The following is a 26,601-nucleotide window of genomic DNA, read 5'->3' as shown; positions in this document are numbered from 1 at the left end:
TTAGGCTATCGCTCCTCTTTGGTTTCGATTAGTATCGCTTGGCAATCAACAGATAATCTTCGTTTGAGCCGTCAATCCCATGGATACGCTCAACGACCATAACTAAAAAAATATGAGGTGTATGATGAAGTTACTCTCAACCCTGACACTAACTACCGCTTTGCTTTTTCCACTATTCACCCAAGCTAAAGAAGTCTCTGGTGTCCAAGTCGCCGATACCATCACGCTCGACGCTCAGGCGCTGCAATTGAATGGCGTTGGTGTTCGCAGCAAGTTCTTTATGGATTTGTATGTGGGTAGTCTATATGTGCCCACCCCGAGCAAAACCATGACTGAGGTCATCAATGCCCCGGTTGCGGCGATTCGACTCAATATTACGTCAGGAATGATTACTTCCGAGAAAATGCGTGATGCGATAACCGAAGGTTTTGAGCACGCGACCGCCGATAATACGACCGACATTCAGCCACAAATTGACGCCTTTATGGCGTTATTTAAGGATGAAATCAAAGAAGGCGACCAATTCACCTTGGTCGCCAACAAAAGCCGTGGCGTTACCGCCTATAAAAATGGCCAAGAACAAGCCACGATTGAAGGGGAAATGTTCCGCCAAGCCTTACTCAAAATTTGGCTAGGGGAAAAACCAGCCCAGAAGAGCCTCAAAGAGGCCATGCTGGGCCAGTAATTAAAATCGGAACTCGAGATCCAAGGCGGCTGCGCCTTGGTTATCCATATCGAGCGCCGCTTGATGGGTGACTTCCAATTCACCATTGAAGTAGTAACCCGCGTAAAGATTCAGCGCAATAGCCGGCGTAGCTTGCCAACCGGCACGCAGATAACTCACCCACTCGTTAGTCTCTACCACGGTATCCTTATCGGCGACTAAAAATCGCTCGGTGCGACGTGAATTACCAAAGCCAACATTCCATGCAGGGCTCACTTGATAACTCAGCTCCAAACCCGCAGGGCCACTAAATCCCGCTTGGGATGGGTTCGCTAACCGCCAACGATCATTAATCTGCCAACTCACCGCCAGATAAGGCATAGTGCGTACTTCATCAATATCGTTTAAATACGCAACGCCAAAACCGAGCATATTGCCCGACTCGAAGGCATACATGGCCGACGCAACCACACCATAACTCTGCGCATGGCTCGCCGATGCGGTATCGGCATAGGCATATTGAAGTTGTGGCGACAACATAAAGGACCAATGCTTATCCATCCGATAGCTAAGGGATAGGCCCGCGCGATAACGGTCGATATTTTCCCAGGTTTCACCCGCATCACTAAACAGGCCAGCGGCGTTATTCGCCCCCGTTAAACGGATATTGCGCCAATCGTAATCAAGCCTATCGTAACCGACACGCATTCCAATAGACCACTGTTTATCTAGGGGAATATTGACGCTGGCGTTGAGTAATAAGCTGTCCCGCTGCAACTCTGTATCGCCATTGGCAACCGATGCACTCTGGGTACTAATCTGCGATACGCTCAGCTTAAATGGTTTATATTGCGCTGGTTGACGCGCCTCAGCCGCGGACACGGCATAACTTAAAAAAGGCGTTAATCCCAATCCTATATACATTAGGCTGGGCTTTATGCTGACTCGAGAATCAAGTGATTTAGTCACGCCTGCTCCTTGCGTTACTGTTAAGTCATTTGTTGCGGATAATACGCTCGATTTCAAACAAAAGTAAACTCTTTTCGAAGAAGATACAAACTGATACCAACCGCTTAATGTTGTTACACTCGGTAGGCTTTTAAGAACATCTCGGCACAACCCCGAATATACTGCTCACGCTCCCCCAATAAGCTCTCCGTCTCCAGTCCCAGCTCTAACCTGAGTTTCAACTCACCAAACAACATTAAACACAAACGTACCGCGCAGTGATGCGGTTGTGAAAAGCGATACACTCCAAGCGCTTCAACCGCCCCTAAATATTTTGTCAGCATCGCAAGCATATGCTGTGGCCCCGCCTCAAAAAACAACCTTGAAACTTCAGGGTGGCTCTCAGATTGCGCCACACAGGCTTTAAATACGGTAATCGCCTCAGGGCTAACAATCATCTCACCAAATTGCAGCGCAAATTCGGTGAGGGTAGCTTCGGGTTGACTTGGATTGCTGAGTAAGTCGGCATTTAGGTTGTGACCAACGCATTTGGATTCAATCGCCGCCACAAACAAATCATCTTTACTGCCGTAATGGGAGTACACCGTTTGTTTGGACACGCCCGCCTGTTTCGCCACTTCATCCATGCTGGTATGGGGAAACCCCTGGCGGCAAAACAAGTCAATGGCCGCCACCAGCACTTGCTGTTTCTTTTGTTCACTGCGGCTCATCGGAATATCGGAGGACTGAGTCATATCTTCACTCAAGGTAGCAACATAATTAATTCGTATTAGTTAAGCATAAAATAGACTAGACAGTCTAGTTCCGCACAACTAGACTAGCAAGTCTAGTTACATAAAATTAACTTTAAGCTTACAACGGAAGGATTCAAATGGATCGAGCTGCCCGACGTTCTTGGCGTGCATTTTACCTTTGCGTGATTGCCGTCTCCACCTTAACGGCCTGTCAAAAGGAAGTGACAGAGCATGCCAACGCCACGCAATTGCAAACCGTGACGACGGCGCCACTGCGCTTGTCGACTAGCTATCAGAGTGAACAAGTATTCACTGGCACGATCCGCGCCGGCAATACCACGGGTGTCGGCTTCGAACTATCGGGTAAGCTGAGTGAGCTAACTGTCGATAGCGGCGCTAAGGTGACGCAAGGGCAAGTATTGGCCAAGCTCGATACCCGTTTGCTCGATGCAGAGCATCAGGAGATCCAAGCTAGCCTTGCGCAAACCCAAGCCGATGTTGACCTTGCCACCAGCACCCTCAACCGAAATCTTGAGCTAAAAAAATCGGGTTATGTCTCAGAGCAGTTACTCGACGAGAACCGCACACAACTGGCGAGTCTCGAAGCCGCCAAAAAACGATTATTGGCCTCGCAGCGGGCAAACCAACTAAAACGCGATAAATCACAGCTACTTGCGCCCTTCGACGGCATAATCAGCCAACGACAACACAATCTAGGGGAAGTGGTCGCCGCAGGCAGCCCAGTGTTTACCTTAGTCGGCAGTGTGAATACCGAAGCCTATATCGGTGTTCCGGTCGCGGTCGCTCAGCAATTCGTCAATGGGCAGAATGTGACTGTGAGCGTGCATAATCAGCAATTTATCGCCAAGATCGCCGGGATCAGTGCCGAGGTAAACCCCATTAGTCGCACCCTGCAGCTAAGGATCAGCCTGCCGGAACATGCCAATGTGATCAACGGTGAAATCGCCTATTTGCATCAACAACAAACCGTCGAGCAAGCGGGCTATTGGGTGCCAGTATCGGCACTTATCGATGGGATCCGCGGCCGCTGGAATATCTATGTAACCACGCCGCCTTCACATTCAACAACCGATAGCATTTCAACTCAGATAGAGCGTCGCGATGTCGATATCCTCTACACCACTCAAGATATGGCCTACATTCAAGGCGCGATTAAGGCCGACGAACAGTATGTGACTCAAGGCTTACATAAGTTAGTGGTGGGCCAAGCCGTTTCTTCCATCGCATCGACGAGGTAATCATGATTAAAGCCTTCGTCGAAAATGGTCGCTTAGTCAGCCTAGTGATCGCCCTACTGCTGGTCGCGGGATTTGGCGCAATGTCCAGTTTGCCACGCACCGAAGATCCACACATCACCAACCGATTTGCGTCTGTCATCACCCCTTATCCCGGCGCCTCCGCCGAGCGGGTCGAGGCGCTTGTCACCGAAGTATTAGAGAATCAATTGCGTCGACTTGAGGAAATTAAGCTTATTCAATCCACCTCAAGACCCGGTATTTCGGTGATCCAGTTGGAGCTTAAAGATACCGTCACTGACACAGATCCTGTCTGGTCTAGGGCGCGGGATCTATTAGCCGATGCCAGAAACACCCTCCCCGATGGCATACAAACACCGACCTTAGACGATCAAGTCGGCTACGCCTACACCGCCATTTTAAGCCTAGTGTGGAACGATAGCAGTCAACCGCGGGTGGATATGCTCAACCGCTACGCCAAGGAATTACAGAGCAGGCTCAGGCTCTTATCCGGCACCGACTTCGTTAAACTTTACGGCGCGCCCGAGGAGGAAATCCTGGTTCAGCTCGATGGCTATAAGATGAGCCAATTGCAATTAACGCCGGGAACCATAGCGAAAATCTTAAGCAGCGCCGACAGTAAAATTGCCGCGGGCGAGATTAATAACAATCACTTTCGCGCCCTCGTCGAAGTCTCGGGTGAGCTCGATTCCCAAAGCCGTATTCGCCAAGTGCCACTCAAGGTGGATGCGCAGGGACAAATTATTCGTTTAGGGGATATCGCCCACATCAGCCGTCAACCTAAAACCCCCGCTGACAGTATCGCCCTAGTCGATGGCGAGCAGGGCGTGTTTGTTGCGGCGCGCATGCTCAACAATACCCGCGTCGATATCTGGCAAGGACAAGTCAAACAGCTGGTCGATGAGTTCAATCAGGAGCTGCCGGCCAATATCAAAGTGCAATGGCTTTTTGAGCAAAACAGCTACACCAGCGAACGTCTCGGCGGATTAATCGTCAACCTATTACAAGGGTTTGTGATTATTCTGGCGGTCTTACTGCTGACCTTAGGCTTAAGAAACGCGATTATCGTTGCGCTGTCACTCCCCCTGACCGCCCTCTTCACCTTGGCCTGTATGAAATATATCGGCCTACCCATTCATCAAATGTCGGTCACAGGACTAGTCGTCGCCCTTGGGATCATGGTGGACAATGCCATTGTGATCGTCGATGCTATCGCCCAGCGTCGCCAGCAGGGGATGAGTCGCTTAAGCGCGGTAAGTGAGACCTTACATCACCTCTGGCTACCCTTAGCCGGGTCAACCATTACCACAATTTTAGCCTTCGCCCCTATCGTGCTGATGCCGGGTGCGGCGGGGGAATTTGTTGGTGGCATAGCCATGTCGGTGATGTTTGCCCTGCTGGGTTCCTATGTGATTTCCCATACTTTGATCGCGGGCCTTGCGGGACGCTTTAGCCTCGAAGGTAAACATCCTGTCTGGTACCAACATGGCATCAACGTGCCTTTAGTAAGTGGTTACTTTCAAGCAAGCCTAAGATTTGCGTTAAATCGCCCATTACTGAGCGCTACGTTTATCGGGATAATTCCCCTGCTAGGGTTTTATGCTTCCGGCAAAATGACTGAGCAGTTTTTCCCGCCGTCGGATCGGGATATGTTCCAAATTGAGCTGTATCTCGCGCCCCATGTCAGCCTCGAAAACACCTTAAACCAAGTGCAGTTGATGGATAAGCAATTGCATCAAATCGAGGGCATCATCCAAGTCGATTGGGTTGTAGGCGGCAATACGCCTTCGTTTTATTACAACCTAACTCAGCGCCAACAGGGAGCCACCAACTATGCTCAGGCCATGGTGAAAGCCAGTGACTTTGAGCGCGCTAACGCCCTCATACCTGAGCTGCAGCAAACCTTAGATAAGGCCTTTCCCGAAGCACAGGTGTTAGTGCGTAAACTTGAGCAAGGCCCGCCCTTTAATGCGCCAGTCGAGTTAATGATTTTTGGCCCTAACCTTGAAACCTTACGCTCACTCGGCGATGAAGTGCGCAATATCCTAGCCGCCACGCCCGATGTACTTCATACCCGCGCAACTCTAAGCGCTGGCGCTCCTAAGGTGTGGCTACAAGTGAATGAAGATGCGAGTTTGATCAGTGGATTAACTCTGACGGATATCGCCAGACAAGTTCAAATGGCGACTACGGGCGTTATCGGCGGCAGTGTGCTCGAACAGACAGAGTCTTTGCCGATTCGAGTCCGTTTGGGCGACACCAGCCGCGAGCAAGCCAGTCGCCTCTCAGAAATTCAGCTTGTGACCCCCTCAGGCACAGCCGTGCCTTTGTCTGCGCTGTCCCACAATGAGGTGCAAGTCAGTCGCGGGGCGATCCCTAGGCGTAATGGTCAACGCGTCAACACGATTGAAGCCTATATCGTCAGCGGCGTATTGCCCGCTCAAGTATTAAACGATGTGAAAGCTAAAGTCGCGGCGATTTCGCTCCCTGCGGGTTATCGAATTGAAATCGGTGGTGAAAGCGCTAAACGTAATGAGGCGGTCGGCAATCTGCTCTCCAATCTGATTTTGGTCGTTACCCTGCTGCTGGCCACTGTCGTCTTGTCCTTTAACTCCTTTAGGCTTACAGCGATTATTTTACTGAGCGCATTACAGTCGGCGGGGCTTGGGTTACTTGCGGTGTATGTGTTTGGTTATCCCTTTGGCTTTCCAGTCATCATCGCCCTACTCGGCCTAATGGGGCTTGCGATCAACGCGGCGATTGTGATTTTGGCCGAGCTGGAAGATACCGACAATGCCCGAGCGGGTGATAAAGAGGTGATCATCACCACGGTCAGCAGCTGCGGTCGTCATATCAGTTCGACCACTATCACCACGGTCGGCGGGTTTATTCCGCTGATTATTGCAGGTGGTGGCTTCTGGCCTCCCTTTGCCATCGCAATTGCCGGCGGGACGTTACTCACGACGTTGCTGTCGCTCGTCTGGGTGCCAACCATGTATCTGTTGCTGATGAAAACGCGCCGCACGGCTCCAACACCAGCGTTATCGTCTCAAATCGCATCATGAACAAGGTATTGATATAACTTATCTTTAAGATGGAGTCGTTCTAATTTTAAGGCAACAAAGTGCTCATCATCGGTGGGCACTTTGGTTAATTCAAGGGCGCGGATTTTATGGTCTAGCTCATGGTAGCGCTCCGCCATAGTGGCAAAAACGGTATTGCTCGTTTTAAGCTTTTGAATATTTTCGACAAAATCTGGGAACTCATAAACCAATGCGTGATTTTCGCCTAGCATAGTGTCACTCCTTGTTTCTGGTATCGACTCAATCGCAGTAAACCATAGGGATACTTCCGTTTAGTCCCTCAACGCTCGCCTTACGCCACTCTTCCTACCACTCAAATGTATATTCCTATCGACTAAAATAGAGACTGGTCTACACTGGTATCTGTGAGCGAACTATTTATAAATAATAGAAAATCTTAGACCCATATCAAGACCACGACGTAAAAGTTCGGTTACATTAGCGTTAACCTTTACCCTATAGGATCGTACAATGAACTATAAAAATTGGCCTATTGCGAAACAGATTGGTGCCCTCGCTTTTATCCTTACCCTGATCATTTTCTGCATACTGAGTACCCTCTCCTACAAATCCGCGTCAAACGTGCTCGAAGATAAAGGCATCAGTGCCATGAAAGCCGAGATGCACGCCGTCTCCGACATGCTGGAACTGCAATACGATAGCTTGCTGCAACTAGCAAGACGCAATGCCGATGTCTTTAAGGAAATGTACCCCGGCCAATTTAGTCGCCCAGATAAAACCGTGAATGTACTCGGCGTCAGCACACCTGCGTTACTACATGAAAAAGAACAAATTAACTCGTCAAAGAGTAAAGTTGACCGCTTTGCCAACCTCACAGGCGGAACCGCCACTGTGTTTGTGCGCGATGGGGATGACTTTGTCCGGATTGCGTCCTCGTTAAAAAAGGCCGATGGTAGCCGAGCCCTCGGTACCTTCCTCGGTAAAACCCATCCCGGTTATCCAACACTTATCAAAGGTGAAGTTTACGAAGGCTACGCCAAACTCTTCGGTAAAGACTACATGACAGTCTATCGCCCAATTAAAGATGCCCAAGGGCAAGTGATTGGGATCTTATATATCGGCTTTGAAATCACTCAATCCCTCACACAGTTACAAGCCGCGGTGAATAAAATCACCCTAGAAGAAACCGGTAGCTTCCTGCTGATGCGCAAAGCCGACAATGTGTTGGTCGCCAATCCCAAATTTAATGCGGGCGAGCCAGTAACTGAGTCCATGCTCGATGGATTAACCCTTAGCCAAGCCACACAGGATCAATCGGAGTTTCGCTACACTAACAGTAAAAACCAACCTATGTTTGCCTACACCCAAACGGTAAATGGGTGGAATTGGATGTTGATTGGTCAAGTGAATGCAAACGAATTAAATGAAGAGAGCCTACTGCTACTCACCATCAACGCCATAGTGGCGGTCACAGGTATTGTGCTTATTACCGTACTGCTATCCTTTGTGCTAATCCGCTCACTCAAGCCTTTGCATGCGCTGCAGCGCCATATGGAAATCCTCGGCACGGGGGACTTTAGTCATCCGCTTCCACCATCGGCCTACGATAGTCAAAACGAGGTCGACAAGATCACCACCAGCGTGTCGACCATGTCATCGGAATTGCGACAATTAATCAGTGCACTGCAAGCCTCAGTGCAAAGCATTGAACAACAAGCCTCCAAAGCACAGCGGATTGCTAAGCAAAACGGTGAAGAAGCCCAGGCATTGATGCAACAAACGGATCAAATCGCCACCGCGATTGAAGAAATGTCCACCTCCATCCGCGATGTCGCCAACCACGCTCAAGATGGTGCGAACCAGAGCCAACAAGTGGATCTCGCTGCCAAAGAAGGCCAACAGCAACAAACCCAAGTGGTGCAGGATCTGTTGAAACTAAGCCAACAACTCAGTAGTAGCCATCAGGCCGTCGAAAAAGTCAGCCAAGAGAGTGAGGCTATCAGTAAAGTCACCGAGGTGATTAACAGCATTGCCGAACAAACCAACCTGCTCGCACTCAACGCGGCCATTGAAGCGGCCCGCGCAGGGGAACAGGGCCGAGGCTTTGCCGTGGTCGCCGATGAGGTGCGAACCTTAGCCCAGCGGACACAATCCTCCATTCTGGAAATTTCGCAAACCATTGATAAGCTACAATCTCAAGTGAAAACGACCACCAGCCAAATGGCGCAGAGCCACCAGCTGGGTATCGCCTCGGCGAATCAAGGGGAAGAAACCGGCAAGCAGCTGGAGGAAATCACCCGCAGAATTGGCGAACTGGCGATTAGCTCACGCAATATTGCTTCGGCGACTGAGCAGCAAAGCAGCGTTGCCCAAGAGATCACTCATAATCTGCACCAGATAAGCGAACTGGCGAATGAAGGTGAGCACAGAGCAGCCGAAACAGTAAACTCGGCGAATGATCTATCCTCCCTCGCCGTCGCGCTTAAACAACAAATCAGCCAATTTAAGGCCTAAATCAAATCATTGCTTTACTAAGATACCGCCCACTTGGGCGGTATTTTTTTACTTTTCAACTTAAGTTACATCTATTCAATTAAGTCGACATTGCTAAATCCATGCAGCAAAACTGCAAGGTAAACCACGCTAAACGCCTATCGCGTTAGTGCTACTTCATGCTCGAGCAACGTGCTGGCTTTGGCTTTGGCTTTGGCTTTGGCTTTGGCTTTGGCTTTGGCTTTGGCTTTGGCTTTGGCAATTGAGCATAAGCTTTCAGATAAGCTTGAACTAACGCTTTAATAAGCTGTGGGGTTTATCGAGACTGTGCGGCTAAAACAAATTGAGCCCTGTTTCTTATGGAACCCCGCTGCTAACTTCTTGCTTGTTGCTTGTTGCTTGTTGCTTGTTGTGGCACAACATATTTCAGCAAATCAAGTCACCTTAGCGAATCCCTTAAACTTAATAACGTGGTAATAAAAAATGTCCGCTGTCAAGTCGTTAGTGCGGACATGCAACGGTACGAAAGGTCTTGTGGGGCAATAGGTTAGGCCAGATTTCGGCCTCGGTGTGCTCTTACCGCGTTTTGAGCTAGGTGCCGCATAGGCGCTTCGCGGAAGCAAGCCTAGGAGCGGCGGAGCGGGCAAGGTCGCACCGCCATCATAGCCCGGCCTATCGCAAGCCACCGCTCAAAGCGAAAGCGCAGCCCTTGGGCTGCGCTTTCATCGTGGGCGGATGGTAGAGGCGTCCGCATCGTCAACTCGGCTTCGGCGGGGCGGCCTTGCCTGCCCCTCCTTTTCTGAATCCCCGATCCCCCGCCATGAACGCTTCCAGCATGTGCGGGATCAGCGTCGCCGCATCGACTGCCTCGCCATACGCCTGCGCGTGCAGCGCGGCGTAGCGGTCGAGGTCGGTTTTAAGACTGGCCGGGCAGGCAAAGGTGAGCTTGACGCTTTCGGTCTTGGGCAGCGGCCCCAGCCGCAGCTTCTTGGTTGTGCTCATCGTGAAGTCCCCCGATTGAAGAACAGCGGCTGGTACGGCCGCAACACCAAGTCGCGGTTGACGATGATCCGCACCGGCAGGCCGGGCCGTTGGGTCAAGGTGGGCTGGATGTTGAGGTTGCGCCGGGTCACTTCCTGGCCGATTTGATTCACCGTGTCCTGCAAACTGTCACGCCCGGCGATGATGACGCGATCGCCATCTTGTCGATTCTCCGGCGCGGCCAGTTCGGCGCCGACGCCCAGCAGGGTCGTCAGCGCCGCACCGGCAAAGATGCGGCCCCAGTGGTAGTCCACATCGTCTTCCAGGCCGGCATAGCCGGCCGGATCTGCGCCGGCCAGATTGTCGAGCGTCAACGAAGACGTGTCCGGCAGAATGATCCGATTCCAGACGACTTGAACGCGGCTCTGCCCGTAACTGACCTGGCTGTTGTATTTGCCCAGGATGCGCGAACCCTGCGGGATCAGCAGGAAACGCCCGGTGGCCGTGTCATAGACCGGCTCTGTCACAGTGGCGATCACGTCGCCGGGCAAGTCCGACTTGATGCCCGTCACCAGCGCTCCGGCAACCACCGTTCCGGCCATGACCTGATACGGCGAAGCCGGCAGGGTCAGGTTGCCGGAATTGCGGGTTTCCGTAGAGCCGCCTTTCAGGAAAGCCTCCTTCTGGTCTTGCCGGTTCTGCACGGCGGTCGGATCGGCAGGCTGGGCCGCCGTCGAGGCCGGCCCGGCGGCCATCGGGTCGAACGCCGCATTGGCGGCGAAGCCCGGCGCGGTGGCGGCCTGCGACTGCGCGACCGGCGCGGCCGCCTGCGCACCCGAGCGGAAGAACACGGACGATGCTGCGGCAGCTTCGGCTTCCTTGCGCAGCGCATCGTTCGGGTCGTGGCCGGGAGCCGCGTAGGCGGCTGTCACCGGCTGCTGCGACTTCACGATGGCCGGGCCGAGGTCGCCCGGCAGCGGCGGCCCCAGCTCGGGTACATCGTGCGGCAAGGCTGGCGGCAGCTTCGAGTAGTCCGTCGGTAGCGCATCCAGCCCTTCGGACTTCGAGACGCGATCGACGTTGTAAAGCTCGGTTTGCTCGCCCGTACCGCGCCGATGCGGTTGCAGCGACCAGATCGTGGCCCCAAGCACGGCGACCGACAGGCCGCCCGCGAGGATGGCCAGCGTGCGCCGGTTCAGGCGCGTGACCGGACGCGGCTGGGCACGCAGCGCCACAGCCTCGGGCGCCACCTTGCCCGCCGGCGGAGCGGCGAGGTCGGGAGTGTCATCCTGGCTCATGGTCAGTTCCTCCGCGCCACGCCATCGGTGCGCTCGATCCGCACCACGTCGCCGCCATCGCCGCCCAGCCGCAGTTCGGCCGCGCCGAACAGGCGATCCACGATGTAGTACGGCGAGCGGAAACGATAATTCACCAGTTGCCCGTCGCCCTGCACGCCGATGACGAACAGCGGCGGCAGCTCGCCCTGGGCAATGCCCGCCGGAAACTGGATATAGACCTTCTCGCCGTCATCGAAGGCACGCAGCGGCTTCCACGGCGGGTTGCTGCCCGATACCGCGTAACGGAAGCGGATCTTCTCCAACGCCAGGCCGGTATCGACTGGCGCGGCGGCGCTGGCCGCCTGCGACTGGCGCTGCAAGGCCAGCATCCGGTCGCGTGGATAGTCCCAGGATACCGAGGCCATCCATGCCTTTTCCGTTGAGGTCAGCTCCAGCAGGTAGGTGCGCCGGCTGGTGGTGATGACCAGATTGGTTTTCAGGCCCGAGCGGATGGGCTTGACCAGCACATTAACGCGCAGCGCGTCGCTGCTGCCGCTGGACGTGTCGCCCACGATCCAGCGCACGGTATCGCCGGCGGCGACCGTCACCAGTTCCTCGCCCGGCTGGAGCGAAACCACGGTCACGCGCCCCGGCGAGGCATAGACCTGATAAAGCGCACCATCGGTGAAAGGCCACACCTGGATAGCATTGACGTAGCCCTCGCGTGTGGGTGCGATGCGTGCCTCGGCGTTGGCACGGGAAACACGTACCTTCTCGTCGGCTGGCTCCGGCGCAGCCGGGGCCGCATCGACCTCCGGCAGTGGCTTCAACTGCGCCGGCAACGCCAGCGGCTCGGGGACGGCGACGACTTCCACCGGCGCGAGCGGTTCGGGCAGCGGCTGGGCCAGCACTGACTCATCAAGTGAGATGGTCGGCGGCGGCTTGCCCTGCGAGGCGCAGCCCGCGAGGGCAAGCAGGATCAACGGCAAAGCGTGAAAGCGGAAAGGCAGGTTCATGGCTTGGCTCCTTCGGAAGAATCCAGTTCGCGGCTCCACGACAGGCCGTTGACGTAGATACCCAACGGGTTCTTGCGCAGGCGCTGTTCGGTGCGCGGGGTTTGCAGGACGGTGGAAAGCACGGCGTTCCAGCGTTCGGTGCCAGCGGGTGCGCCATTGACGAACCGTTGCTCCGTCCAGCGCACGTTGAAAGACGTGTCGCTGGCACGCACCACGCTGGTGATCTGCACCGTCACCGATTCCTTGCCGATGCGAGCGAATGGATCATTGGTGCGGGCGTAGTCGTTGAGCACGGCCGCGCCCCGGTCGGTGGTGTAGTCGTAGGCATCGAGCCAGTTTTGCCGCACGACGATGGGGTCGATGGACAGCGAGCGCACCAGGCTGACGAAGCGTGCCAGGTGGTGCGCGATCTGCGCATCGGCGGGCCGGTACGGCGTGGCGGCCTCGCCCACGGCGCGAACCTGTCCGGCCTGATCGACCTCGATGACGTAAGGCGTCACGATGGACTGCGCCGAGCGCCATACCAGGCCACCGGCCATCAGTAGCGCGAGCACCAGGCAGCCGAAGGCCATCAGCCGCCAGTTCTTGGCCTGCACGCGGGCCGAGCCGATACGCTCGTCCCACACCTGGGCGGCGGCTTGATACGGGGTGGCAGGCTGCGGCGTATCGGCGTAGCGCACCTGCGGTCGTTTGAATCGCATGGGTGTTCTCCTTGAGGGTCAGGTATCGGAATCGCGCAGGCTCGGGCCTTGCCCTGAGCCGCCGCCGTCGCCACCGCGCAGCGTGTGGGCGGTGGTGGTCGCGGCATGGGTGATCTGCTGGCGGCGGTGCATCCGCTTGGCCCAGGCGGGTTGCTCTTGCTTCTGCGAGTTGGCAGCGCCGTCTGCGGCCTCGCTTGCGGCGGATTGGCCCGCCGCGGCTGCACCGGCATCGTCCGAAGATCCGTTCCAGCCGGCACGAAAGGAACTGGTCATCTTCTGCCCTGCTGCGGAAGCACCAGAAGCGACGCGGCGGCTGGCGGCCTGTGCGCTGGTCTTGGCGACATTGCCAAGGCCAGCCGCCGCGCCTTTGGCCCCGCCGCCCGCAGCGGTGGAACCCGCCTGGAACGCCGACCGCGCGTTGCCAGCCGCTGAGGTGGCGGCACGCGCCCCGGCACCGGCCAGCTTCGCGGCGGCTGGCGCCATGCGTGCCCCGGCGGCTACGGCGGCGCCCACGCCGGTCGCGGCGGCACCGATGGCGACGCCCGTGCCGACAGCGCCGACAGCAGCACCGGCCATCGCGCCCGCGCCAAGCTGAGGCGCACCGGACACCAGGCCGGTGGCGATGCCGGGGCCGAAGATGCCCAGCGCCAGCAGCGCGAGCGAGGCCAGCATCACGACCAGCGCATGGTCGATGGATGGTTCATCGGGATGCGCTTGGAACTCGGCGAACAGACCCGAACCGATGCCGACGATGACGGCCAGCACCAAGACTTTGATGCCCGAAGACACCACGTTGCCGAGCACCTTTTCCGCCAGGAAGCTCGTCTTGTTCCACAGCGCGAACGGCACCAGCACGAAGCCGGCGAGCGTGGTCAGCTTGAACTCGATCAGCGTGATGAAAAGCTGCACCGCCAGCACGAAGAAGCAGAGGATCACCACCAGCCAGGCGAGGAACATCACCACGATGGGGTCGATGTTCACGAACACCTCGGGGAACCCGGCCATGTCCCCGATCTGTTCCAGAATCGGTGCTCCTGCGTCAATGCCGGTTTTCGCCAGCCGCCCCGGCTGAAGAAAATTCTCCATCGTGATGGCCGATCCGGTGGCCGTGATTCCCAGGCCGGCGAACGAGCGGAACACGATGCTCGCCAGCCAGTTGAAGTTGCCGATGATGTAGGCGAAGGCGCCGACGTAGAGCACCTTGCGCAGCAGCTTGGCGATCACGTCCTCGCCCTGGCCGGTGGCGTGGCTCATGGCCCAGTACAGTCCCGCGATCGTCATGTCGATGACGATGAGCGTGGCGGTGAGAAACGCCACTTCGCCTTGTAGCAGCCCGAAGCCCGAGTCGATGTAGCGCGAGAACGTATCGAGGAAACGGTCGATGATGGTCACGTCGTTCATGGCGTGTTCTCCGGCGAGGTGAGCGGCGCTGGCATGTCGTCGGTGGGCGTGTCGAAGCTCGGCGGAATCGGCGGCAGTTCGGCCAGCGATTCGTATTCGTCCGGCCCGGTGTGGCCGGCGAAGAAGCGTCGCCGGAAGGCTTCGGCGGCGGCGCGGCAGGCGTCCTCGCCTACGGTTTGCCGATCAGCCGCGCATTGCCCGCGTAGCTCCTTGAGCCGCACGGGGTCGGCGGCCAGGGCGTCGGCCAAGTTCTCGACCGGCTGCTGGCCGCAAGCGGTCAGCAGCACGGCCAGCAGGACGGAAGCGCATCGCATGGCCGCCCCCCGTCAGTTGTTGTAGAAGTTGACGGACTGCGGCGTGTACGGTGTGCCGGTGCCGAGGAAGCGCCGCCGCACTTCGCGGGCGCGTTCGGTCGCCGCCGCCTGCCGCGCCAGTTCCAGCGAAGCGGCCCGGTCTTGCGTGATCTGGAGCTGCTGCGCCTGGATCGACTGCTTGGCCTGCAAGGCGAGAAGCTGATTCGTCGCCTGCATGGCTTGCAGCGCGCCGGTGGCCGACTGGCTCTGGCTCACGAGGTCGGCCAGCGCACTTTCGTCTTGAGCAAGGTTTTGCGACACCTGCGCCTGCATCCGCATCGCGGTGTGCAGACCGTTCAAGGTGTTCTGCCAGCGTTCGCGGGCGTCCTGCGCCATGCGGTCGCCGCTGATAGTGGCGGCATATTGCTCCGGGTACAGGCGGGCGAACGTGGCGTCCATGCTCTGCACGTCGTAGGCCAGGCCGCGTGCCTCGGCGATCAGGCGCTCAGTGGTGGCGAGCGTCGAGCGCAGCCGATTGACGATGTTGAAGTCCAGCTTCGCCAGATTGCGCGCCTGGTTCATCAGCATCTGCGCTTCGTTCTGGAGCTGGTTGATCTGGTTGTTGATCTGCTCCAGCGTGCGGATGGCTGTCAGCGTGTTCTGCACGAAGTTCGACGGGTCGAACACCGTCAGCGCGGACGCGGGCTGCACGGCCAGCAGCGATACCGACAGCACGGCGGCGAGCGAGACGGACAGCAAACGGGGCTTAGTCTTCATGGTGAAACCTCCAGTGGTTGGGAGTTGAGAAACGAAGCGGCCGCCGGTGAGGACGGCAGCAGGTCGGCGGCCCAGTCGAGGCCGCGATGGCGCAGCCACGCGCCGGTGAAGCCGGGGGCGCCGGCCTGCGTCAACACGCGGTCGATGTCGCGTTGGTCTTGAGGGGTGGATGCGCCCGCGAAGGCGAGCGCCAACGGCCCCAGGTCGAGGTCGAATAGGCGGTTGCCGAGACGCGACTGGTAGTAGTAGTCGCGCTTGGGCTGCGCGGTGGCGACGATCTCGATCTGCCGGCTGTTGAGCCCGAAACCCTCATAGATCGTGCGAATCTGCGGCTCGGTCGCCTGCGGGTTAGGCAAGAAAATCCGACTGGCGCAGCTCTCGATGATCGCGGGCGCGATGGTCGAGTCCTTGATGTCTGCCAGGCTCTGCGTGGCGAAGATGACGCTGACGTTCTTTTTCCTGAGCGTCTTGAGCCATTGCCGGATGCGGGCCGCGAAAGATGGCTCATCGAGGAACAGCCAGGCTTCATCCAGAATCAGCAGCGTGGGCGCACCATCGAAACGCTCATCGAAGCGGGCGAACAGGTAGCGCAGCACCGCTTGCACGGCGGCGGGGCTGTGCATCAGTTCTTCCATCTCGAAGCCCTGCACGTCGGCCATGCCCAGCCGGTCGCGGTCGGCGTCCAGCAGCTTGCCGTGGGCGCCGCCAAGCACATAGGGCGACAGCGCTTGCCGTAGCGCGTTCGATTGCAGCAGCACGGAAAGCCCGGTCAGCGTGCGCTGTTCCACCGGCGCACCGGCGAGGCTACCCAGCGCCGACCAGATGGCTGCCTTCTCGTCGGGGCCGACGGTCACGCCTTCGTGCAGTAGCCGGCCTTCCACCCATTCAGCCGCCCAGGTGCGGTAGCCCTCGCTGTCGATACGGGCCAACGGCTGAAAGGCGATGCCGCCATCGGCGCCGAGGTCGTAGTGTTCGCCGCCGAGGCCGAGGATGGTGGCACGCATGGAGCGGCCCATGTCGAAGGCGAAGATCCGCGAGCCGAAGTAGCGCCGGAACTGCATGGCCAGAATGGCAAGCAGTACCGACTTGCCCATGCCGGTCGGCCCGGCGACCAGTGTGTGGCCCACGTCGCCGATGTGCGTGACCAAGCGAAAAGGCGTCGCGCCATCGGTGCGGGTGACGATCAGCGGCGGGCCGTCCAGATGGTCGTTCTTCTCCGGCCCGGCCCACACCGCCGACAGCGGCATCATGTGCGCCAGGTTCAGCGTCGAGAAGATGGGCTGGCGCACGTTCGCGTAAGCGTTGCCGGGGATGGACGACAGCCAGGCATCGACCGCGTTCAAGGTTTCGGGAATCGTCACGAAGCCCCGACCCTGGATGACGCGCTCCACCATGCGCAGCTTCTCGTCGGCCACTGCCGGGTCGGCGTCGAGCACTGTCACCGTGGCGGTGAGATAGCCGAACGCGACTTGATCGCTGCCCAACTCCTGCAAGGCCGCATCGGCGTCGGCGGCCTTGTTGCTGGCGTCGGTATCCACCAGCGGGCTTTCCTGCTGGAAGATCGTTTCGCGCAGCAGTGCGACGACGTTCTTGCGCTTGGCGAACCACTGGCGGCGCAGGCGGCCGAGTTCCTTTTCGGCCTCGGCTTTGTCCATGCAGAGAAAGCGTGTGCTCCAGCGGTAGCCAAAGCCCAGGCGGTTGAGGTCGTCCAGAATCCCCGGCCAGGTCGAGGTCGGAAAGCCACGCACCGACACCACCCGCAGGTGCTGGTCGCCCAGCATCGGCGCAAGGCCACCGACCAGGGCGCAGTCGGCCAGTAGCGCGTCGATATGGAACGGTACTTCGGGTACGCCGAGCCGGTAGCGCCGCGTCGAAACCGTCGCGTGCAGGCCGGTCAGCGTGTCGTCGTCATCGAGCCAGGCGATTTCCGGCATCACGCCATCGAGCAGATCGAACACGCGATCGGTTTCAGCCACGAAGGCATCGAGCCGACCACGCCAGTCCACGCCGTCGCCGGGCGAGTTCTCGTAGAGCAGCTTGGCAGCGCGGGCGCGCGATTCCTCCGGCGGGAGAAACACCATCGTCAGGTGATAACCGCTCTCGAAGTGATGGCCCGATTCCTCGAAGGCGGCGCGGCGTTCCTCGTCCACCAACCAGGACAGCGGCTCGGGAAAATCCGAGTGCGGATAGCCCGCAGCCGGTCGGCGCTCGGCCTCGATGAACAAGGCCCAGCCCGAACCCAGGCGGCGCAGCGCGTTGTTGAGCCGCGCGGATGCGGCGATCAACTCGCCTTGCGTGGCGCTGTCCAAGTCCGGCCCGCGAAAACGTGCCGTGCGCTGGAAAGAGCCATCCTTGTTCAGCACAACGCCCGGCGCGATCAGCCCGGCCCAGGGAAGCCAGTCGGCCAGCAGCGCGGGCCGCTGGCGGTATTCGGCAAGGTTCAGCATGGCATCGTCCTCACACGTCCAGCAGCGGCTTGTGCTTGATGTGCCGGGCGAAGACCTGCATGAACTGCGGATCGACACGCGCGCCCCATACGGCCAGCGAATGGCCGACGATCCAGAGCACCACGCCGGGAATCCACAGTTGCAGGCCCAGCCCCACGGCGGCGGCCAGCGTGCCGTTCGCAATGGCGACCGTGCGCGGCGCACCACCAAGCAGGATTGGCTCGGTCAGCGAGCGATGCAGCGGCACCTCGAAGCCGGGAAGATCGTTGGCCGTGCTCATACGACGGCCCCGCCGGAGAAGCTGAAGAACGACAGGAAGAACGAGGACGCGGCGAACGCAATGGACAGACCGAAGACGATCTGGATCAGTTTGCGAAAGCCTCCCGACGTGTCGCCGAAGGCGAGCGCGAGGCCCGTGGCGATGATGATGATGACCGCGACGATGCGTGCGACCGGCCCCTGAATCGACTCCAAGATCGACTGCAACGGCCCCTCCCACGGCATCGAGGAACCGGCGGCCTGCGCCGTATCCGCCAGGAACAGCAGCAGTGCGGCCAGCAGCAGCCCCTGCCCCGCAGGGCGCGCGAGGCTGCGCAGCCGCATGAGACCGGACAGGTGGGGAAGCGGATTTACGGAAAAGCGGAAAGCATGGGCGTGTGTCATGGCAGTTCTCCAGGTTGGTCAGGGGACGGGGGAAGCGCAGCGGCGTCGGCTGCGAGCGGAAGCGGGATCAATTCGGGAAACGGCGTTTCCAGCGCGTCCGCCAGGCGATAGCCGGTGCCGTCGAAGCCGACGACACGGGCGATGGTTTCGACGTGGCGCTTGCGGCCACGTCCGGCGATGTGGATGACGACGTTGACCGCCTCGGCGATCAGCGCCCGTGGCGGATTCACTGCGACTTCGAGGATCAACTGTTCGAGGCGCAGCAAAGCGCCTAGCGCGGAACCGGCGTGGATGGTGGCGATGCCGCCGGGGTGGCCTGTTCCCCACACTTTGATGAGGTCGAGGGCTTCGCCGCCGCGTACTTCGCCGACGACGACGCGATCCGGGCGCAGGCGCATCGTGGCGCGCACCAGTTCCTGCATCGACACCACGCCCGCACGGGTGCGCAGCGGCACATGGTCACGGGCTGCGCATTGCAGCTCGATGGTGTCTTCGAGCACCAGCACGCGGTCGCCGGTGGCGGCGATCTCGGCCAGCAAAGCGTTGGCGAGGGTGGTCTTGCCGGTACTGGTGCCGCCGGCGATCAGTACGTTCTGGCGCTCGCGCACGGCGCGGCGCAGGAAGTCCGCCTGGCCAGCGGTCAGGATGCCGTCGGCCACATACTGATCCAGGCCGATGATGTTCACGGCACGCTTGCGCAGCGCGAAGGCCGGGCCGGGAGCGGCTGGCGGCAAGATGCCCTCGAAGCGTTCGCCCGTCTCCGGCAGCTCGGCGGTTAGCAGCGGCTGGCCGCGATGCACTTCCGCACCGACGTGCGCAGCCACCAGGCGGATGATGCGTTCGCCATCGGCTTCGGGCAGTTCCACGCCCAGCGGTGCGCGGCCCGACGACAGCCGATCCACCCATAGGGTGCGGTCGGGGTTGAGCATGATTTCCACCACGTCCGGGTCTTCGAGCGCGGTGGCAATCAGCGGCCCCATTGCCGTGCGCAGCATCTGGATTCGTCGATCCAGTGAGGTTGCGGCGGACGAACGAGGTTGAGGCGGGATCTGCGGAACGGCGCTCATGAGGCCCGCTCCCGCGCTTCGGCCAGCGCCACCGCGTCATCCAGTCGCATCGGGTCGGGATGCAGCTCCTCCACCACGTCGCGCACCAGGCTGCGCCCGCGCAGCAGATGGCGGCCGAGCTGTTCGACGAACTGCTCGAAGCGTGCCTTGCCCTGGGCGCGAGCCGCTTCTTGATGGGCCTCGGGAACCGGCGTGCTGACGGTGAGGAAGTAGCGGATGAACAGCGCCAGCGTTTCGATCTGGATGTTCTGGTCGCGCTCCAGGCGTTCGGCCTGCCGTGACAAGCGATCCAGTCGCTTGGCGATGGCGGCCTCGCGCTGGTCGCCTGCGTCCGGCGACAGCCAGGACGCCAGCGCCGCCGCGACGATGGACGACTTGGACACGCCTTTCTTGGCGGCCAGTTCTTCCAGGCGCTTGGCGTGCTCGTGCTGAATGAACAGGTTGAGGCGGTATTGGCTCATAAGTCGATTCCGTCGTTGGGGTCGAGGGAAGCCAGCCGGGCCGTGCGCTGCATGGCCGGGTCGAGCTGGCCGGGAAGCGGCAGCGGCAGGTCGTCGTCATCGAGCAGCGCGAGGTCGGAAGCGTGTGCGTCCGGCTCGGGGTCGTAGGCGACGGTTTCGGAGAGTTCGGGCTGGCGGCGCAGGCCGCCGTCGTCGGCGCCGCCGGGGTCATCGGCGGATGCCGTGGCCAGCGCCACAGGCACGGTCGGGATCGCCAGGTCGCCCCAGTCGTCGAGCCGCGATGGCGGCGCGTCGGCGTACTGCCCGGCTGCCAGCGTGGGCGGCGGTAGTACGCGGCGCTTGAAGTTGGCGTCGGCGTAGTAGCGCAATTTCTTCGCCTTGATCGGCGCGACGCTGGACACCATCACCACCGATTCGTCTGGCGGAAGCTGCATCACTTCGCCAGGCGTCAGCAGTGGCCGTGCGGTTTCCTGCCGTGACACCATCAGATGGCCCAACCACGGCGCGAGCCGGTGGCCGGCATAGTTGCGCTGCGCGCGCAGTTCGGTGGCGGTGCCCAACGTCTCGGAAATGCGCTTGGCGGTACGCTCGTCGTTGGTGGCAAACGTCACTCGTACATGGCAGTTGTCCAGAATCGAATGGTTCTGCCCATACGCCTTGTCGATCTGGTTCAGGCTTTGCGCGATGAGGAAGCTGCGGATGCCGTAGCCGGCCATAAAAGCCAGAGCAGTCTCAAAGAAATCGAGCCGGCCAAGCGCCGGGAACTCATCGAGCATTAGCAGCAGCTTGTGGCGCCTTTGAATGCCGTCAGAGCCATCGAGTGACTCCGTGAGCCGACGCCCTATCTGGTTGAGGATCAGCCGGATAAGCGGTTTAGTCCGGCTGATGTCCGATGGCGGTACCACCAGGTACAACGAAACAGGGTGCTCGGCCGCAATAAGATCAGCGATGCGCCAGTCACAGCGTGACGTGACTTCTGCCACCGTGGGGTCACGGTACAACCCCAGGAAGGACATAGCAGTGGAGAGCACACCCGAACGCTCATTGTCTGCCTTGTTGAGAACTTCCCGTGCAGCAGAAGCCACCACTGGATGCGGCTTATCGCCCAAGTGCTTCGTCGTCATCATCCGGTGCAGGGCCAGTTCGAACGGGCACGCCGGATCGGACAGGAAATTGGCGACACCGCACAGCGTTTTGTCTTCGCCTGCATAAAGCACATGCAGGATGGCACCCACTAGCAGCGCATGACTGGTTTTTTCCCAGTGATTGCGACGCTCTAGCGCGCCTTCGGGATCAACCAGGATGTCGGCAATGTTTTGCACGTCGCGCACTTCATGCGCGCCACGCCGTACTTCCAGCAACGGGTTGTAGCCGGCCGAGTTCGAATCGGTGGGATTGAACAGTAGGCAGTGTGAGAAGCGCGAACGCCAGCCGGCAGTGAGCTGCCAGTTCTCACCTTTGATGTCGTGGATAACCACAGAGGCGGGCCAAGACAGTAGCGTTGGGACGACAAGACCAACACCCTTGCCGGAGCGCGTCGGTGCGAAGGCGAGTACATGTTCTGGACCTTCATGGCGCAGGTATTGGTCGTTGTGCAGCCCGAGAAAAACACCCATCGGCTCGGACAGTTTGGCCTTACGGATATCGGAGGCGTTGGCCCAGCGTGCTGACCCATAGGTGGTGACCCGCTTGGATTGCCGAGAACGCCATACCGACATGGTGATGGCAACGACGACGGCCATCAGGCCACTGCAGGCGGCAATCGCTCCACCGGTGTCGAAAACTTCCGGCGCGTAAGCGCCAAAGAAGAACCACCATTCGAATAATTTCCAAGGGGGATAAACCGGTGTGCCGAAGAGATCAAACCAAGGCAAACCGAGGCGTAGCTGATAGCCCAGAGCGGCGGCAGTCCATTGTGTGGCTCCCCACACACCGGCGATCACGATGCCGAAAACGGCAGCGATCTGCCCAAACAGTACGCCCTGAGCTTGCATTGGCTGGCCTCCAGTATTCCCGCGTTAATTCTTCGGTCAATCACGACACGAGAATGTGCCGCATAACGCGAGGATCAGTGCCAGGCCGGTGCCGGTCAAAGACTGTTATCAGAACCAAGATGATGCAAAAAACATCGTTTCATGCAGGGAAAAAGGCAGGAAAAACACCGCAAGCATGAGCGCATTGCGGCGTGTTAGTAAAAAAAGCGAACTATGTTGGTAAGTATTGACCGTCAGAACCTGGGCGACTCCTCCGGCGGGGTGTAAGGCGTACCCCCTTCGCCAAAGAAGCGCTGGTTCGTAGCCTCGGCGACTCGGTTGCACAGCACATCGCCCAACTGAGCGCGTTCCGTTTTGCACTGCTGGCGTAACTCCTTCAGCCGCGCGGGATCAGCAGCCAGTTCTTCCACAGTCAACACGTCGGCCTGTCGAGGCGAGTCCGACTGACCGCATCCGGCCAATGTCGCGACCAGTAATAATGGGACGATCTGCTTCATAGTTCGATTTCCTCCTGATCGGATTCGGGCGGTGGCACTAGCCTGACGCCCTCAGGCGATTCGATAGCCTGTACCCGCTCGATGAAACGGGCCAGCACTTCCGAGGTCTCCGCTTCCCGATGCAGCAGATACGTTGTCAGCATCGGCGAACGGCCCGCTAGTGGCCGAGCGACCACACCAGATTCGCGGCTGGAAGCGATATGCGGCGCGCCCGCCAGGCCCAGAGCAAAGCCGGCTGACACCAGCGCCATCATCAGGTCGCAGGAGGCCACGCGCTCGGCGATCAAGGGTTCTTGCTCCGCACGCCGCAACACACGTTCGACCTGGCGTGTATGGCCCTCACATACCTTGGGATCACATAGCACCAGTGGATAGCGCAGCACTTCATCGAGAGGAATGCGTTTATGTATCAGCAATGGATGCCGGGCTGGTACTGCGACCATGAGCGGATCGTGCCACACCGCCTCTACGGTGATGCCGTCACCCACGTCATCGGATTGTGCGAATCCCACGTCATACAGGTCGTCCTGCAACCCCTTGATCTGCTGCGACAGCGGCACCTCGAAGAATCTGAGTTCAACTTCCGGTTCCTCCTGTCTGCAAAGCGCCAGCAAGATCGGTAGACGCGATGGTGTGATGCCGTCGGACAACGCGATGCGCAGCTGTCCGTGAAAGCCATTGGCTGCAGCCTTCACGCTGTCGCGCGCCTGCTCCAAAGCAGTGAAGACGCGCGGCACATGCTCCAAAAACAGTTTGCCTGCCCGTGTCAACCGTGTGCTGCGGCTGGTGCGGACGAATAACTGCTCGCCCAAGTCTTCTTCCAGTTCTTTGATAGCACGTGACAGCGGTGACTGTTCGATGTGCAGTTTCTCCGCCGCACGAGCGAAGTGGAGTTCGTCAGCAACGGCAAGGAAGCAACGAAGGTGGCGAAGTTCCATGCCGTATCCTCATTCCTGAAACCAGGAGATCCGCTGAAGTTCCACGGACTCGCAACATGCTTGCACACGCGCCACGCCTTCCAAGTAATGCGGCGTCGTTTCGTGCCTGCTCAACGAATCATTGTCGGCCCAACGCTCCACAAGGAAGAAGCGGTTGACCGACGCCTGTCCCTGCGCCAAACGATATTCCAAGCAGCCCGGCTCCGTCAGACTGTTATTGCGTAAGAACATCAGTACATCTCGCAATTCTTCAATGCGTTTCTCATGTGCCCGCATAGATACTAGCAATTCAACTGGAGACATTTCGGCCCTCCTGAGAAAGAGGCAACTTCGTTGCAATGGGCTGGTTGTTCTTGCGCACGAGCCATAACAGAGGCAATTGCGCTAGTAGCACAAGTGCCACGCCGGCCCACGGCGTCATATCCATTTGCTCCTGGGCCACTAGGCCACTGCCCAATGTTTCACCCAGAGTAATGCCGAGATTGAAAGCTGAGATGTTCAACGCAGAAGCGAAATCCACCGCGCGTGGAGTCCAGCGTCCAGCCGTCTCCAGCATGCCTGCCTGGAATCCCGGCGACATGCCGAAAGCCAGCACGCCCCAAACAAACAACAGCGGCACCATCACCCACTTCAACGGCAACGCCACGGCCAATGCCACCAGCACCAGAAGTAGTCCGGCTAGCATACGCCTTAGCGCCACCGGCCAACCCAAACTGGCCGCCCAACGCCCGCCTGCAAGATTGCCGACCAGCGTCGCGACACCGAACACCACCAGCAGCAAGCTGACCGTATGGGTCGAAAAACCAGTGATGTCTGTCAGGATCGGGTTAATGAAGGTGAAGGTGGCAAAACTCGCACCGAACCCGAGTACAGTTATAGCCATCATCGCTAGGATCGGCGCACTGGCAAGTGCCGCCAGTTGCGTGCCTACCGGGCCAGTCGCTTGCGTCGGCAGCGCCGGCACCCATCGTGCGGTTGCGAGAAACGCCAGACCCGCCAACCCAGCCACGGCGAAGAACGGAAGACGCCAGCCCAGCGCGTTGCCGATCAGGCTGCCTAGCGGCACGCCAACCACCATCGCTAGGGTGAGACCTGCGAACATCATCGCTATGGCGCGACTAGCCTGGCCTTTCGGCGCCAACCGCGCCGCGACGGTGGCGCCGATGGCGAAAAAACTGCCATGTGCCACCGCAGTCAGGATGCGTCCGGCCAGCAGCAGCTCATAGCTGGCCGATAGTGCCGATATCAGATTACCTGCCAAGAACACCGCTACCAAAGCCATTAGTAGTGGCTTGCGTGGTAGGCGCGCTAAGGTCAAGACGACTATGGGTGTACCGACCGCAAGCGCCAGCGCATACAAACCAACTAGCCCTCCAGCACGTGCCAATGGGACATTCAGATCATCAGCGATGGCTGGCAGAATGCCGACCACGATGAACTCGGCCACGCCAATGGCGAAGGCCGTGACCGCCAGCGCCCAGACACCAGGATGGGTACGATGAGTCTGTTTCATAAGCTCCTTCCCGCCGCTTGCAAGGCAATAATCTGATCTGCTTCGACCGTGGCCCCCGCCACGCCGACGGCACCAATCGTGCGGCCGAGCTCGTCATGAAGCACAACGCCGCCGCCAAAGCTGATCAGGCCGCCATTGGTTGCCTCCAGCGTGTAGATCGCCCCGCCCGGCTGGGCGGCCGCACCAAGCTCTAGGCTGTCGGTACGGAATAGCGCTGCTGTACGAGCTTTCTTGATGGAGACGTCTATAGCACCGGGAACCGCGCCATCCATGCTCAGGAAGCCCTGTAGCAGACCAGCATCGTTCACGACGGCGATGTTGATGGCGAAACCCTGTTCGCGTGCGATCACCAGGGCACGTTCTATGACACTTTGGATAGTGGCTTCGCTTAGGAATAGCGACATAACAAAAACTCCTTGGAAGTTAAAAGAGTCTTCTATTATTTCTTCGCATCCACGTCGCGGGAAGGTGCTGAGACTAACCAGAGGCTAAAGTTTGATTATGTCGAACATATCGCGCATAAAGGTTGTAGCTAGCTTGCACAGTACGGGTTCTCGTAGCCGCTGAGAGGGACCAGCGATACCCAAAGCAGCGACGACGTGTCCCTGTCGCCGCAGGGGGAGCGCCAGACAGTTCAGGCCGAGCTCGGCCCCTTCCAAATCCAGTGCGTAGCCTGTTTCTTTGATGGATTGCAGTTCTTGCTCTAGTGAGGCAGGTAGTGATCCCGCTCGCCGAAGACTGCGCGCCAGGTTCGAATCATGAGCCAGAAAGATCTTCCCGATGGCCGAGGTGGTCAGTCCTTCGCGGCGTCCACGCGGACTGGCCACGCGCAGACTGCCTTTACCTTCCACCGCGTCGATATAGAGATATTCGCGAGTCCCGCAAGGCACGGCCAAGTAGCAAGTCTCGTTACTGCGATTCGCCAGCTCTTGCAGTGCGGAGGCGAAGACCGTGCGCAGTGCCGCGTCGGCATCGGCCAGCGGCTGTGCTAACTCGCGCAGCCGCAGCCCCAAGACGTAGCGGGTACCGTGGCGTGACACGTAGCCCATTGCCGCCAGCGTATTGAGCAGGCCATGCAGAGTGCTCTTACTTAGACCGAGTTGACACGACAGATCGACCAAACGTGCTTCGCCGCCCGCTGCTGCAATGGCTTCGAGTAGTAGCATCGCCCGCTCCACGGATTGGATGCGCCGATTTTCGTTGATCATTGACATAAGAGAACTGGCACGCGCCACCTCCAAAATGGCATATCAATTAAGTTCGATATTATAGAATATTTACGATGACATACCTACTAGATGACATACCTACTATTGGATTGAGTAGACATTGGCTTCTAAATTCGAGATTGTAGGGCCGATGGAGGTGGTCGATTTGCTACCGCCCCCCTGATA

Annotated in this window: 26 protein-coding genes; 4 read left to right on the top strand and 22 right to left on the bottom strand. The window is 58.8% G+C overall.

The annotated features are described in order from the left end of the window. The first annotated feature begins 124 nt into the window (after positions 1-124). Positions 125-685 carry a chalcone isomerase family protein gene (locus tag SHEWANA3_RS06830; RefSeq protein WP_011716375.1) on the top strand — a complete coding sequence of 187 codons (561 nt, stop codon included), beginning with the start codon at positions 125-127 and terminating at the stop codon, positions 683-685. Here the strand turns inward: SHEWANA3_RS06830 and SHEWANA3_RS06825 are convergent, their stop codons facing one another. Beyond that, a complete protein-coding gene (locus SHEWANA3_RS06825; RefSeq protein WP_049796048.1) occupies positions 686-1,588 on the bottom strand; it encodes a DUF6268 family outer membrane beta-barrel protein in 903 nt (300 codons plus the stop codon). Between the two features lie 158 nt (positions 1,589-1,746). Then, on the bottom strand, positions 1,747-2,367 hold the full coding sequence (locus SHEWANA3_RS06820; RefSeq protein WP_011716373.1) for a TetR/AcrR family transcriptional regulator: 621 nt from the start codon (positions 2,365-2,367) through the stop codon (positions 1,747-1,749). A 137-nt stretch (positions 2,368-2,504) separates the two neighbouring features. Here SHEWANA3_RS06820 and SHEWANA3_RS06815 point away from each other — a divergent pair, with 137 nt between their 5' ends. Continuing rightward, positions 2,505-3,626, top strand: a complete 1,122-nt coding sequence (locus tag SHEWANA3_RS06815) for an efflux RND transporter periplasmic adaptor subunit (RefSeq protein WP_011716372.1) — start codon at positions 2,505-2,507, stop codon at positions 3,624-3,626. A 2-nt stretch (positions 3,627-3,628) separates the two neighbouring features. After that, positions 3,629-6,709, top strand: a complete 3,081-nt coding sequence (locus SHEWANA3_RS06810; RefSeq protein ID WP_011716371.1) for an efflux RND transporter permease subunit — start codon at positions 3,629-3,631, stop codon at positions 6,707-6,709. Here the strand turns inward: SHEWANA3_RS06810 and SHEWANA3_RS06805 are convergent. Further along, the gene (locus SHEWANA3_RS06805) at positions 6,694-6,939 is read right to left on the bottom strand and encodes a YdcH family protein (protein WP_011716370.1); all 246 of its coding nucleotides are present in this window, start codon (positions 6,937-6,939) and stop codon (positions 6,694-6,696) included. The two genes, SHEWANA3_RS06810 and SHEWANA3_RS06805, sit on opposite strands and share 16 nt — an antisense overlap. Before the next feature lie 259 nt (positions 6,940-7,198). Between SHEWANA3_RS06805 and SHEWANA3_RS06800 the strand changes: the two genes are divergently transcribed. Beyond that, positions 7,199-9,202, top strand: coding sequence for a methyl-accepting chemotaxis protein (locus SHEWANA3_RS06800; RefSeq protein ID WP_011716369.1), 2,004 nt, complete (start codon positions 7,199-7,201; stop codon positions 9,200-9,202). Between the two features lie 735 nt (positions 9,203-9,937). Here SHEWANA3_RS06800 and SHEWANA3_RS06795 read toward each other — a convergent pair. The 19 genes from SHEWANA3_RS06795 to SHEWANA3_RS06705 all read right to left on the bottom strand — a co-directional run bounded on the left by SHEWANA3_RS06795 (position 9,938) and on the right by SHEWANA3_RS06705 (position 26,415). Further along, positions 9,938-10,183, bottom strand: a complete 246-nt coding sequence (locus SHEWANA3_RS06795; protein WP_011716368.1) for a DUF2274 domain-containing protein — start codon at positions 10,181-10,183, stop codon at positions 9,938-9,940. Then, entirely contained in the window at positions 10,180-11,460 is a 1,281-nt protein-coding gene (locus SHEWANA3_RS06790; RefSeq protein ID WP_011716367.1) for a TrbI/VirB10 family protein, read from the bottom strand. The genes SHEWANA3_RS06795 and SHEWANA3_RS06790 overlap by 4 nt, the downstream gene beginning before the upstream one ends. A gap of 2 nt (positions 11,461-11,462) precedes the next feature. After that, on the bottom strand, positions 11,463-12,455 hold the full coding sequence (trbG, locus tag SHEWANA3_RS06785; RefSeq protein ID WP_011716366.1) for a P-type conjugative transfer protein TrbG: 993 nt from the start codon (positions 12,453-12,455) through the stop codon (positions 11,463-11,465). Further along, on the bottom strand, positions 12,452-13,156 hold the full coding sequence (gene trbF, locus SHEWANA3_RS06780) for a conjugal transfer protein TrbF (RefSeq protein ID WP_011716365.1): 705 nt from the start codon (positions 13,154-13,156) through the stop codon (positions 12,452-12,454). The genes trbG and trbF overlap by 4 nt, the downstream gene beginning before the upstream one ends. A gap of 18 nt (positions 13,157-13,174) precedes the next feature. After that, entirely contained in the window at positions 13,175-14,557 is a 1,383-nt protein-coding gene (gene trbL / locus SHEWANA3_RS06775) for a P-type conjugative transfer protein TrbL (RefSeq protein WP_011716364.1), read from the bottom strand. Beyond that, positions 14,554-14,871: a hypothetical protein gene (locus SHEWANA3_RS06770; protein ID WP_011716363.1), complete on the bottom strand. Its 318-nt coding sequence runs from the start codon at positions 14,869-14,871 to the stop codon at positions 14,554-14,556. Before SHEWANA3_RS06770 ends, trbL begins: the two co-directional genes overlap by 4 nt. A 12-nt stretch (positions 14,872-14,883) precedes the next feature. Next, complete coding sequence (gene trbJ, locus SHEWANA3_RS06765) at positions 14,884-15,627, bottom strand: P-type conjugative transfer protein TrbJ (RefSeq protein WP_011716362.1); 744 nt, start codon at positions 15,625-15,627, stop codon at positions 14,884-14,886. Further along, positions 15,624-18,074: a conjugal transfer protein TrbE gene (trbE, locus tag SHEWANA3_RS06760; protein WP_011716361.1), complete on the bottom strand. Its 2,451-nt coding sequence runs from the start codon at positions 18,072-18,074 to the stop codon at positions 15,624-15,626. Before trbE ends, trbJ begins: the two co-directional genes overlap by 4 nt. Positions 18,075-18,084: 10 nt before the next feature. Next, complete coding sequence (locus SHEWANA3_RS06755) at positions 18,085-18,354, bottom strand: VirB3 family type IV secretion system protein (RefSeq protein ID WP_011716360.1); 270 nt, start codon at positions 18,352-18,354, stop codon at positions 18,085-18,087. After that, positions 18,351-18,737 (bottom strand): TrbC/VirB2 family protein, encoded by a 387-nt coding sequence (locus tag SHEWANA3_RS06750; RefSeq protein ID WP_011716359.1) that lies wholly within the window; start codon positions 18,735-18,737, stop codon positions 18,351-18,353. The genes SHEWANA3_RS06755 and SHEWANA3_RS06750 overlap by 4 nt, the downstream gene beginning before the upstream one ends. Next, positions 18,734-19,804, bottom strand: coding sequence for a P-type conjugative transfer ATPase TrbB (trbB, locus tag SHEWANA3_RS06745; protein ID WP_011716358.1), 1,071 nt, complete (start codon positions 19,802-19,804; stop codon positions 18,734-18,736). The genes SHEWANA3_RS06750 and trbB overlap by 4 nt, the downstream gene beginning before the upstream one ends. Continuing rightward, positions 19,801-20,265, bottom strand: coding sequence for a CopG family transcriptional regulator (locus SHEWANA3_RS06740; RefSeq protein ID WP_011716357.1), 465 nt, complete (start codon positions 20,263-20,265; stop codon positions 19,801-19,803). Before SHEWANA3_RS06740 ends, trbB begins: the two co-directional genes overlap by 4 nt. Continuing rightward, positions 20,262-22,259: a conjugal transfer protein TraG gene (locus tag SHEWANA3_RS06735; protein WP_011716356.1), complete on the bottom strand. Its 1,998-nt coding sequence runs from the start codon at positions 22,257-22,259 to the stop codon at positions 20,262-20,264. The genes SHEWANA3_RS06740 and SHEWANA3_RS06735 overlap by 4 nt, the downstream gene beginning before the upstream one ends. A gap of 233 nt (positions 22,260-22,492) precedes the next feature. Beyond that, positions 22,493-22,756, bottom strand: a complete 264-nt coding sequence (locus SHEWANA3_RS06730; protein WP_011716355.1) for an EexN family lipoprotein — start codon at positions 22,754-22,756, stop codon at positions 22,493-22,495. Next, entirely contained in the window at positions 22,753-23,694 is a 942-nt protein-coding gene (locus SHEWANA3_RS06725; protein WP_011716354.1) for a LysR substrate-binding domain-containing protein, read from the bottom strand. The genes SHEWANA3_RS06730 and SHEWANA3_RS06725 overlap by 4 nt, the downstream gene beginning before the upstream one ends. A 9-nt stretch (positions 23,695-23,703) precedes the next feature. Then, entirely contained in the window at positions 23,704-23,997 is a 294-nt protein-coding gene (locus SHEWANA3_RS06720; RefSeq protein ID WP_049795906.1) for a putative quinol monooxygenase, read from the bottom strand. After that, complete coding sequence (locus tag SHEWANA3_RS06715; RefSeq protein ID WP_011716353.1) at positions 23,984-25,207, bottom strand: MFS transporter; 1,224 nt, start codon at positions 25,205-25,207, stop codon at positions 23,984-23,986. The genes SHEWANA3_RS06720 and SHEWANA3_RS06715 overlap by 14 nt, the downstream gene beginning before the upstream one ends. Beyond that, entirely contained in the window at positions 25,204-25,611 is a 408-nt protein-coding gene (locus SHEWANA3_RS06710; RefSeq protein WP_011716352.1) for a heme-binding protein, read from the bottom strand. Before SHEWANA3_RS06710 ends, SHEWANA3_RS06715 begins: the two co-directional genes overlap by 4 nt. Before the next feature lie 84 nt (positions 25,612-25,695). After that, entirely contained in the window at positions 25,696-26,415 is a 720-nt protein-coding gene (locus tag SHEWANA3_RS06705) for an IclR family transcriptional regulator (protein WP_041412585.1), read from the bottom strand. Positions 26,416-26,601: the final 186 nt, after the last annotated feature.

The organism is Shewanella sp. ANA-3 (assembly GCF_000203935.1).
Classification (GTDB): domain Bacteria; phylum Pseudomonadota; class Gammaproteobacteria; order Enterobacterales; family Shewanellaceae; genus Shewanella.
The sequence above is the reverse complement of the archived record's forward strand: the minus strand, read 5'-3'. Positions and strand labels throughout refer to the sequence as shown.

What these genes read in the sequence shown, in the direction of transcription:
- SHEWANA3_RS06830 (WP_011716375.1), top strand. Translation starts at nt 125, where the DNA reads ATGAAGTTACTCTCAACCCTGACACTAACTACCGCTTTGCTTTTTCCA.
- SHEWANA3_RS06825 (WP_049796048.1), bottom strand. Translation starts at nt 1,588, where the DNA reads ATGTATATAGGATTGGGATTAACGCCTTTTTTAAGTTATGCCGTGTCC.
- SHEWANA3_RS06820 (WP_011716373.1), bottom strand. Translation starts at nt 2,367, where the DNA reads ATGACTCAGTCCTCCGATATTCCGATGAGCCGCAGTGAACAAAAGAAA.
- SHEWANA3_RS06815 (WP_011716372.1), top strand. Translation starts at nt 2,505, where the DNA reads ATGGATCGAGCTGCCCGACGTTCTTGGCGTGCATTTTACCTTTGCGTG.
- SHEWANA3_RS06810 (WP_011716371.1), top strand. Translation starts at nt 3,629, where the DNA reads ATGATTAAAGCCTTCGTCGAAAATGGTCGCTTAGTCAGCCTAGTGATC.
- SHEWANA3_RS06805 (WP_011716370.1), bottom strand. Translation starts at nt 6,939, where the DNA reads ATGCTAGGCGAAAATCACGCATTGGTTTATGAGTTCCCAGATTTTGTC.
- SHEWANA3_RS06800 (WP_011716369.1), top strand. Translation starts at nt 7,199, where the DNA reads ATGAACTATAAAAATTGGCCTATTGCGAAACAGATTGGTGCCCTCGCT.
- SHEWANA3_RS06795 (WP_011716368.1), bottom strand. Translation starts at nt 10,183, where the DNA reads ATGAGCACAACCAAGAAGCTGCGGCTGGGGCCGCTGCCCAAGACCGAA.
- SHEWANA3_RS06790 (WP_011716367.1), bottom strand. Translation starts at nt 11,460, where the DNA reads ATGAGCCAGGATGACACTCCCGACCTCGCCGCTCCGCCGGCGGGCAAG.
- trbG (WP_011716366.1), bottom strand. Translation starts at nt 12,455, where the DNA reads ATGAACCTGCCTTTCCGCTTTCACGCTTTGCCGTTGATCCTGCTTGCC.
- trbF (WP_011716365.1), bottom strand. Translation starts at nt 13,156, where the DNA reads ATGCGATTCAAACGACCGCAGGTGCGCTACGCCGATACGCCGCAGCCT.
- trbL (WP_011716364.1), bottom strand. Translation starts at nt 14,557, where the DNA reads ATGAACGACGTGACCATCATCGACCGTTTCCTCGATACGTTCTCGCGC.
- SHEWANA3_RS06770 (WP_011716363.1), bottom strand. Translation starts at nt 14,871, where the DNA reads ATGCGATGCGCTTCCGTCCTGCTGGCCGTGCTGCTGACCGCTTGCGGC.
- trbJ (WP_011716362.1), bottom strand. Translation starts at nt 15,627, where the DNA reads ATGAAGACTAAGCCCCGTTTGCTGTCCGTCTCGCTCGCCGCCGTGCTG.
- trbE (WP_011716361.1), bottom strand. Translation starts at nt 18,074, where the DNA reads ATGCTGAACCTTGCCGAATACCGCCAGCGGCCCGCGCTGCTGGCCGAC.
- SHEWANA3_RS06755 (WP_011716360.1), bottom strand. Translation starts at nt 18,354, where the DNA reads ATGAGCACGGCCAACGATCTTCCCGGCTTCGAGGTGCCGCTGCATCGC.
- SHEWANA3_RS06750 (WP_011716359.1), bottom strand. Translation starts at nt 18,737, where the DNA reads ATGACACACGCCCATGCTTTCCGCTTTTCCGTAAATCCGCTTCCCCAC.
- trbB (WP_011716358.1), bottom strand. Translation starts at nt 19,804, where the DNA reads ATGAGCGCCGTTCCGCAGATCCCGCCTCAACCTCGTTCGTCCGCCGCA.
- SHEWANA3_RS06740 (WP_011716357.1), bottom strand. Translation starts at nt 20,265, where the DNA reads ATGAGCCAATACCGCCTCAACCTGTTCATTCAGCACGAGCACGCCAAG.
- SHEWANA3_RS06735 (WP_011716356.1), bottom strand. Translation starts at nt 22,259, where the DNA reads ATGCAAGCTCAGGGCGTACTGTTTGGGCAGATCGCTGCCGTTTTCGGC.
- SHEWANA3_RS06730 (WP_011716355.1), bottom strand. Translation starts at nt 22,756, where the DNA reads ATGAAGCAGATCGTCCCATTATTACTGGTCGCGACATTGGCCGGATGC.
- SHEWANA3_RS06725 (WP_011716354.1), bottom strand. Translation starts at nt 23,694, where the DNA reads ATGGAACTTCGCCACCTTCGTTGCTTCCTTGCCGTTGCTGACGAACTC.
- SHEWANA3_RS06720 (WP_049795906.1), bottom strand. Translation starts at nt 23,997, where the DNA reads ATGTCTCCAGTTGAATTGCTAGTATCTATGCGGGCACATGAGAAACGC.
- SHEWANA3_RS06715 (WP_011716353.1), bottom strand. Translation starts at nt 25,207, where the DNA reads ATGAAACAGACTCATCGTACCCATCCTGGTGTCTGGGCGCTGGCGGTC.
- SHEWANA3_RS06710 (WP_011716352.1), bottom strand. Translation starts at nt 25,611, where the DNA reads ATGTCGCTATTCCTAAGCGAAGCCACTATCCAAAGTGTCATAGAACGT.
- SHEWANA3_RS06705 (WP_041412585.1), bottom strand. Translation starts at nt 26,415, where the DNA reads ATGATCAACGAAAATCGGCGCATCCAATCCGTGGAGCGGGCGATGCTA.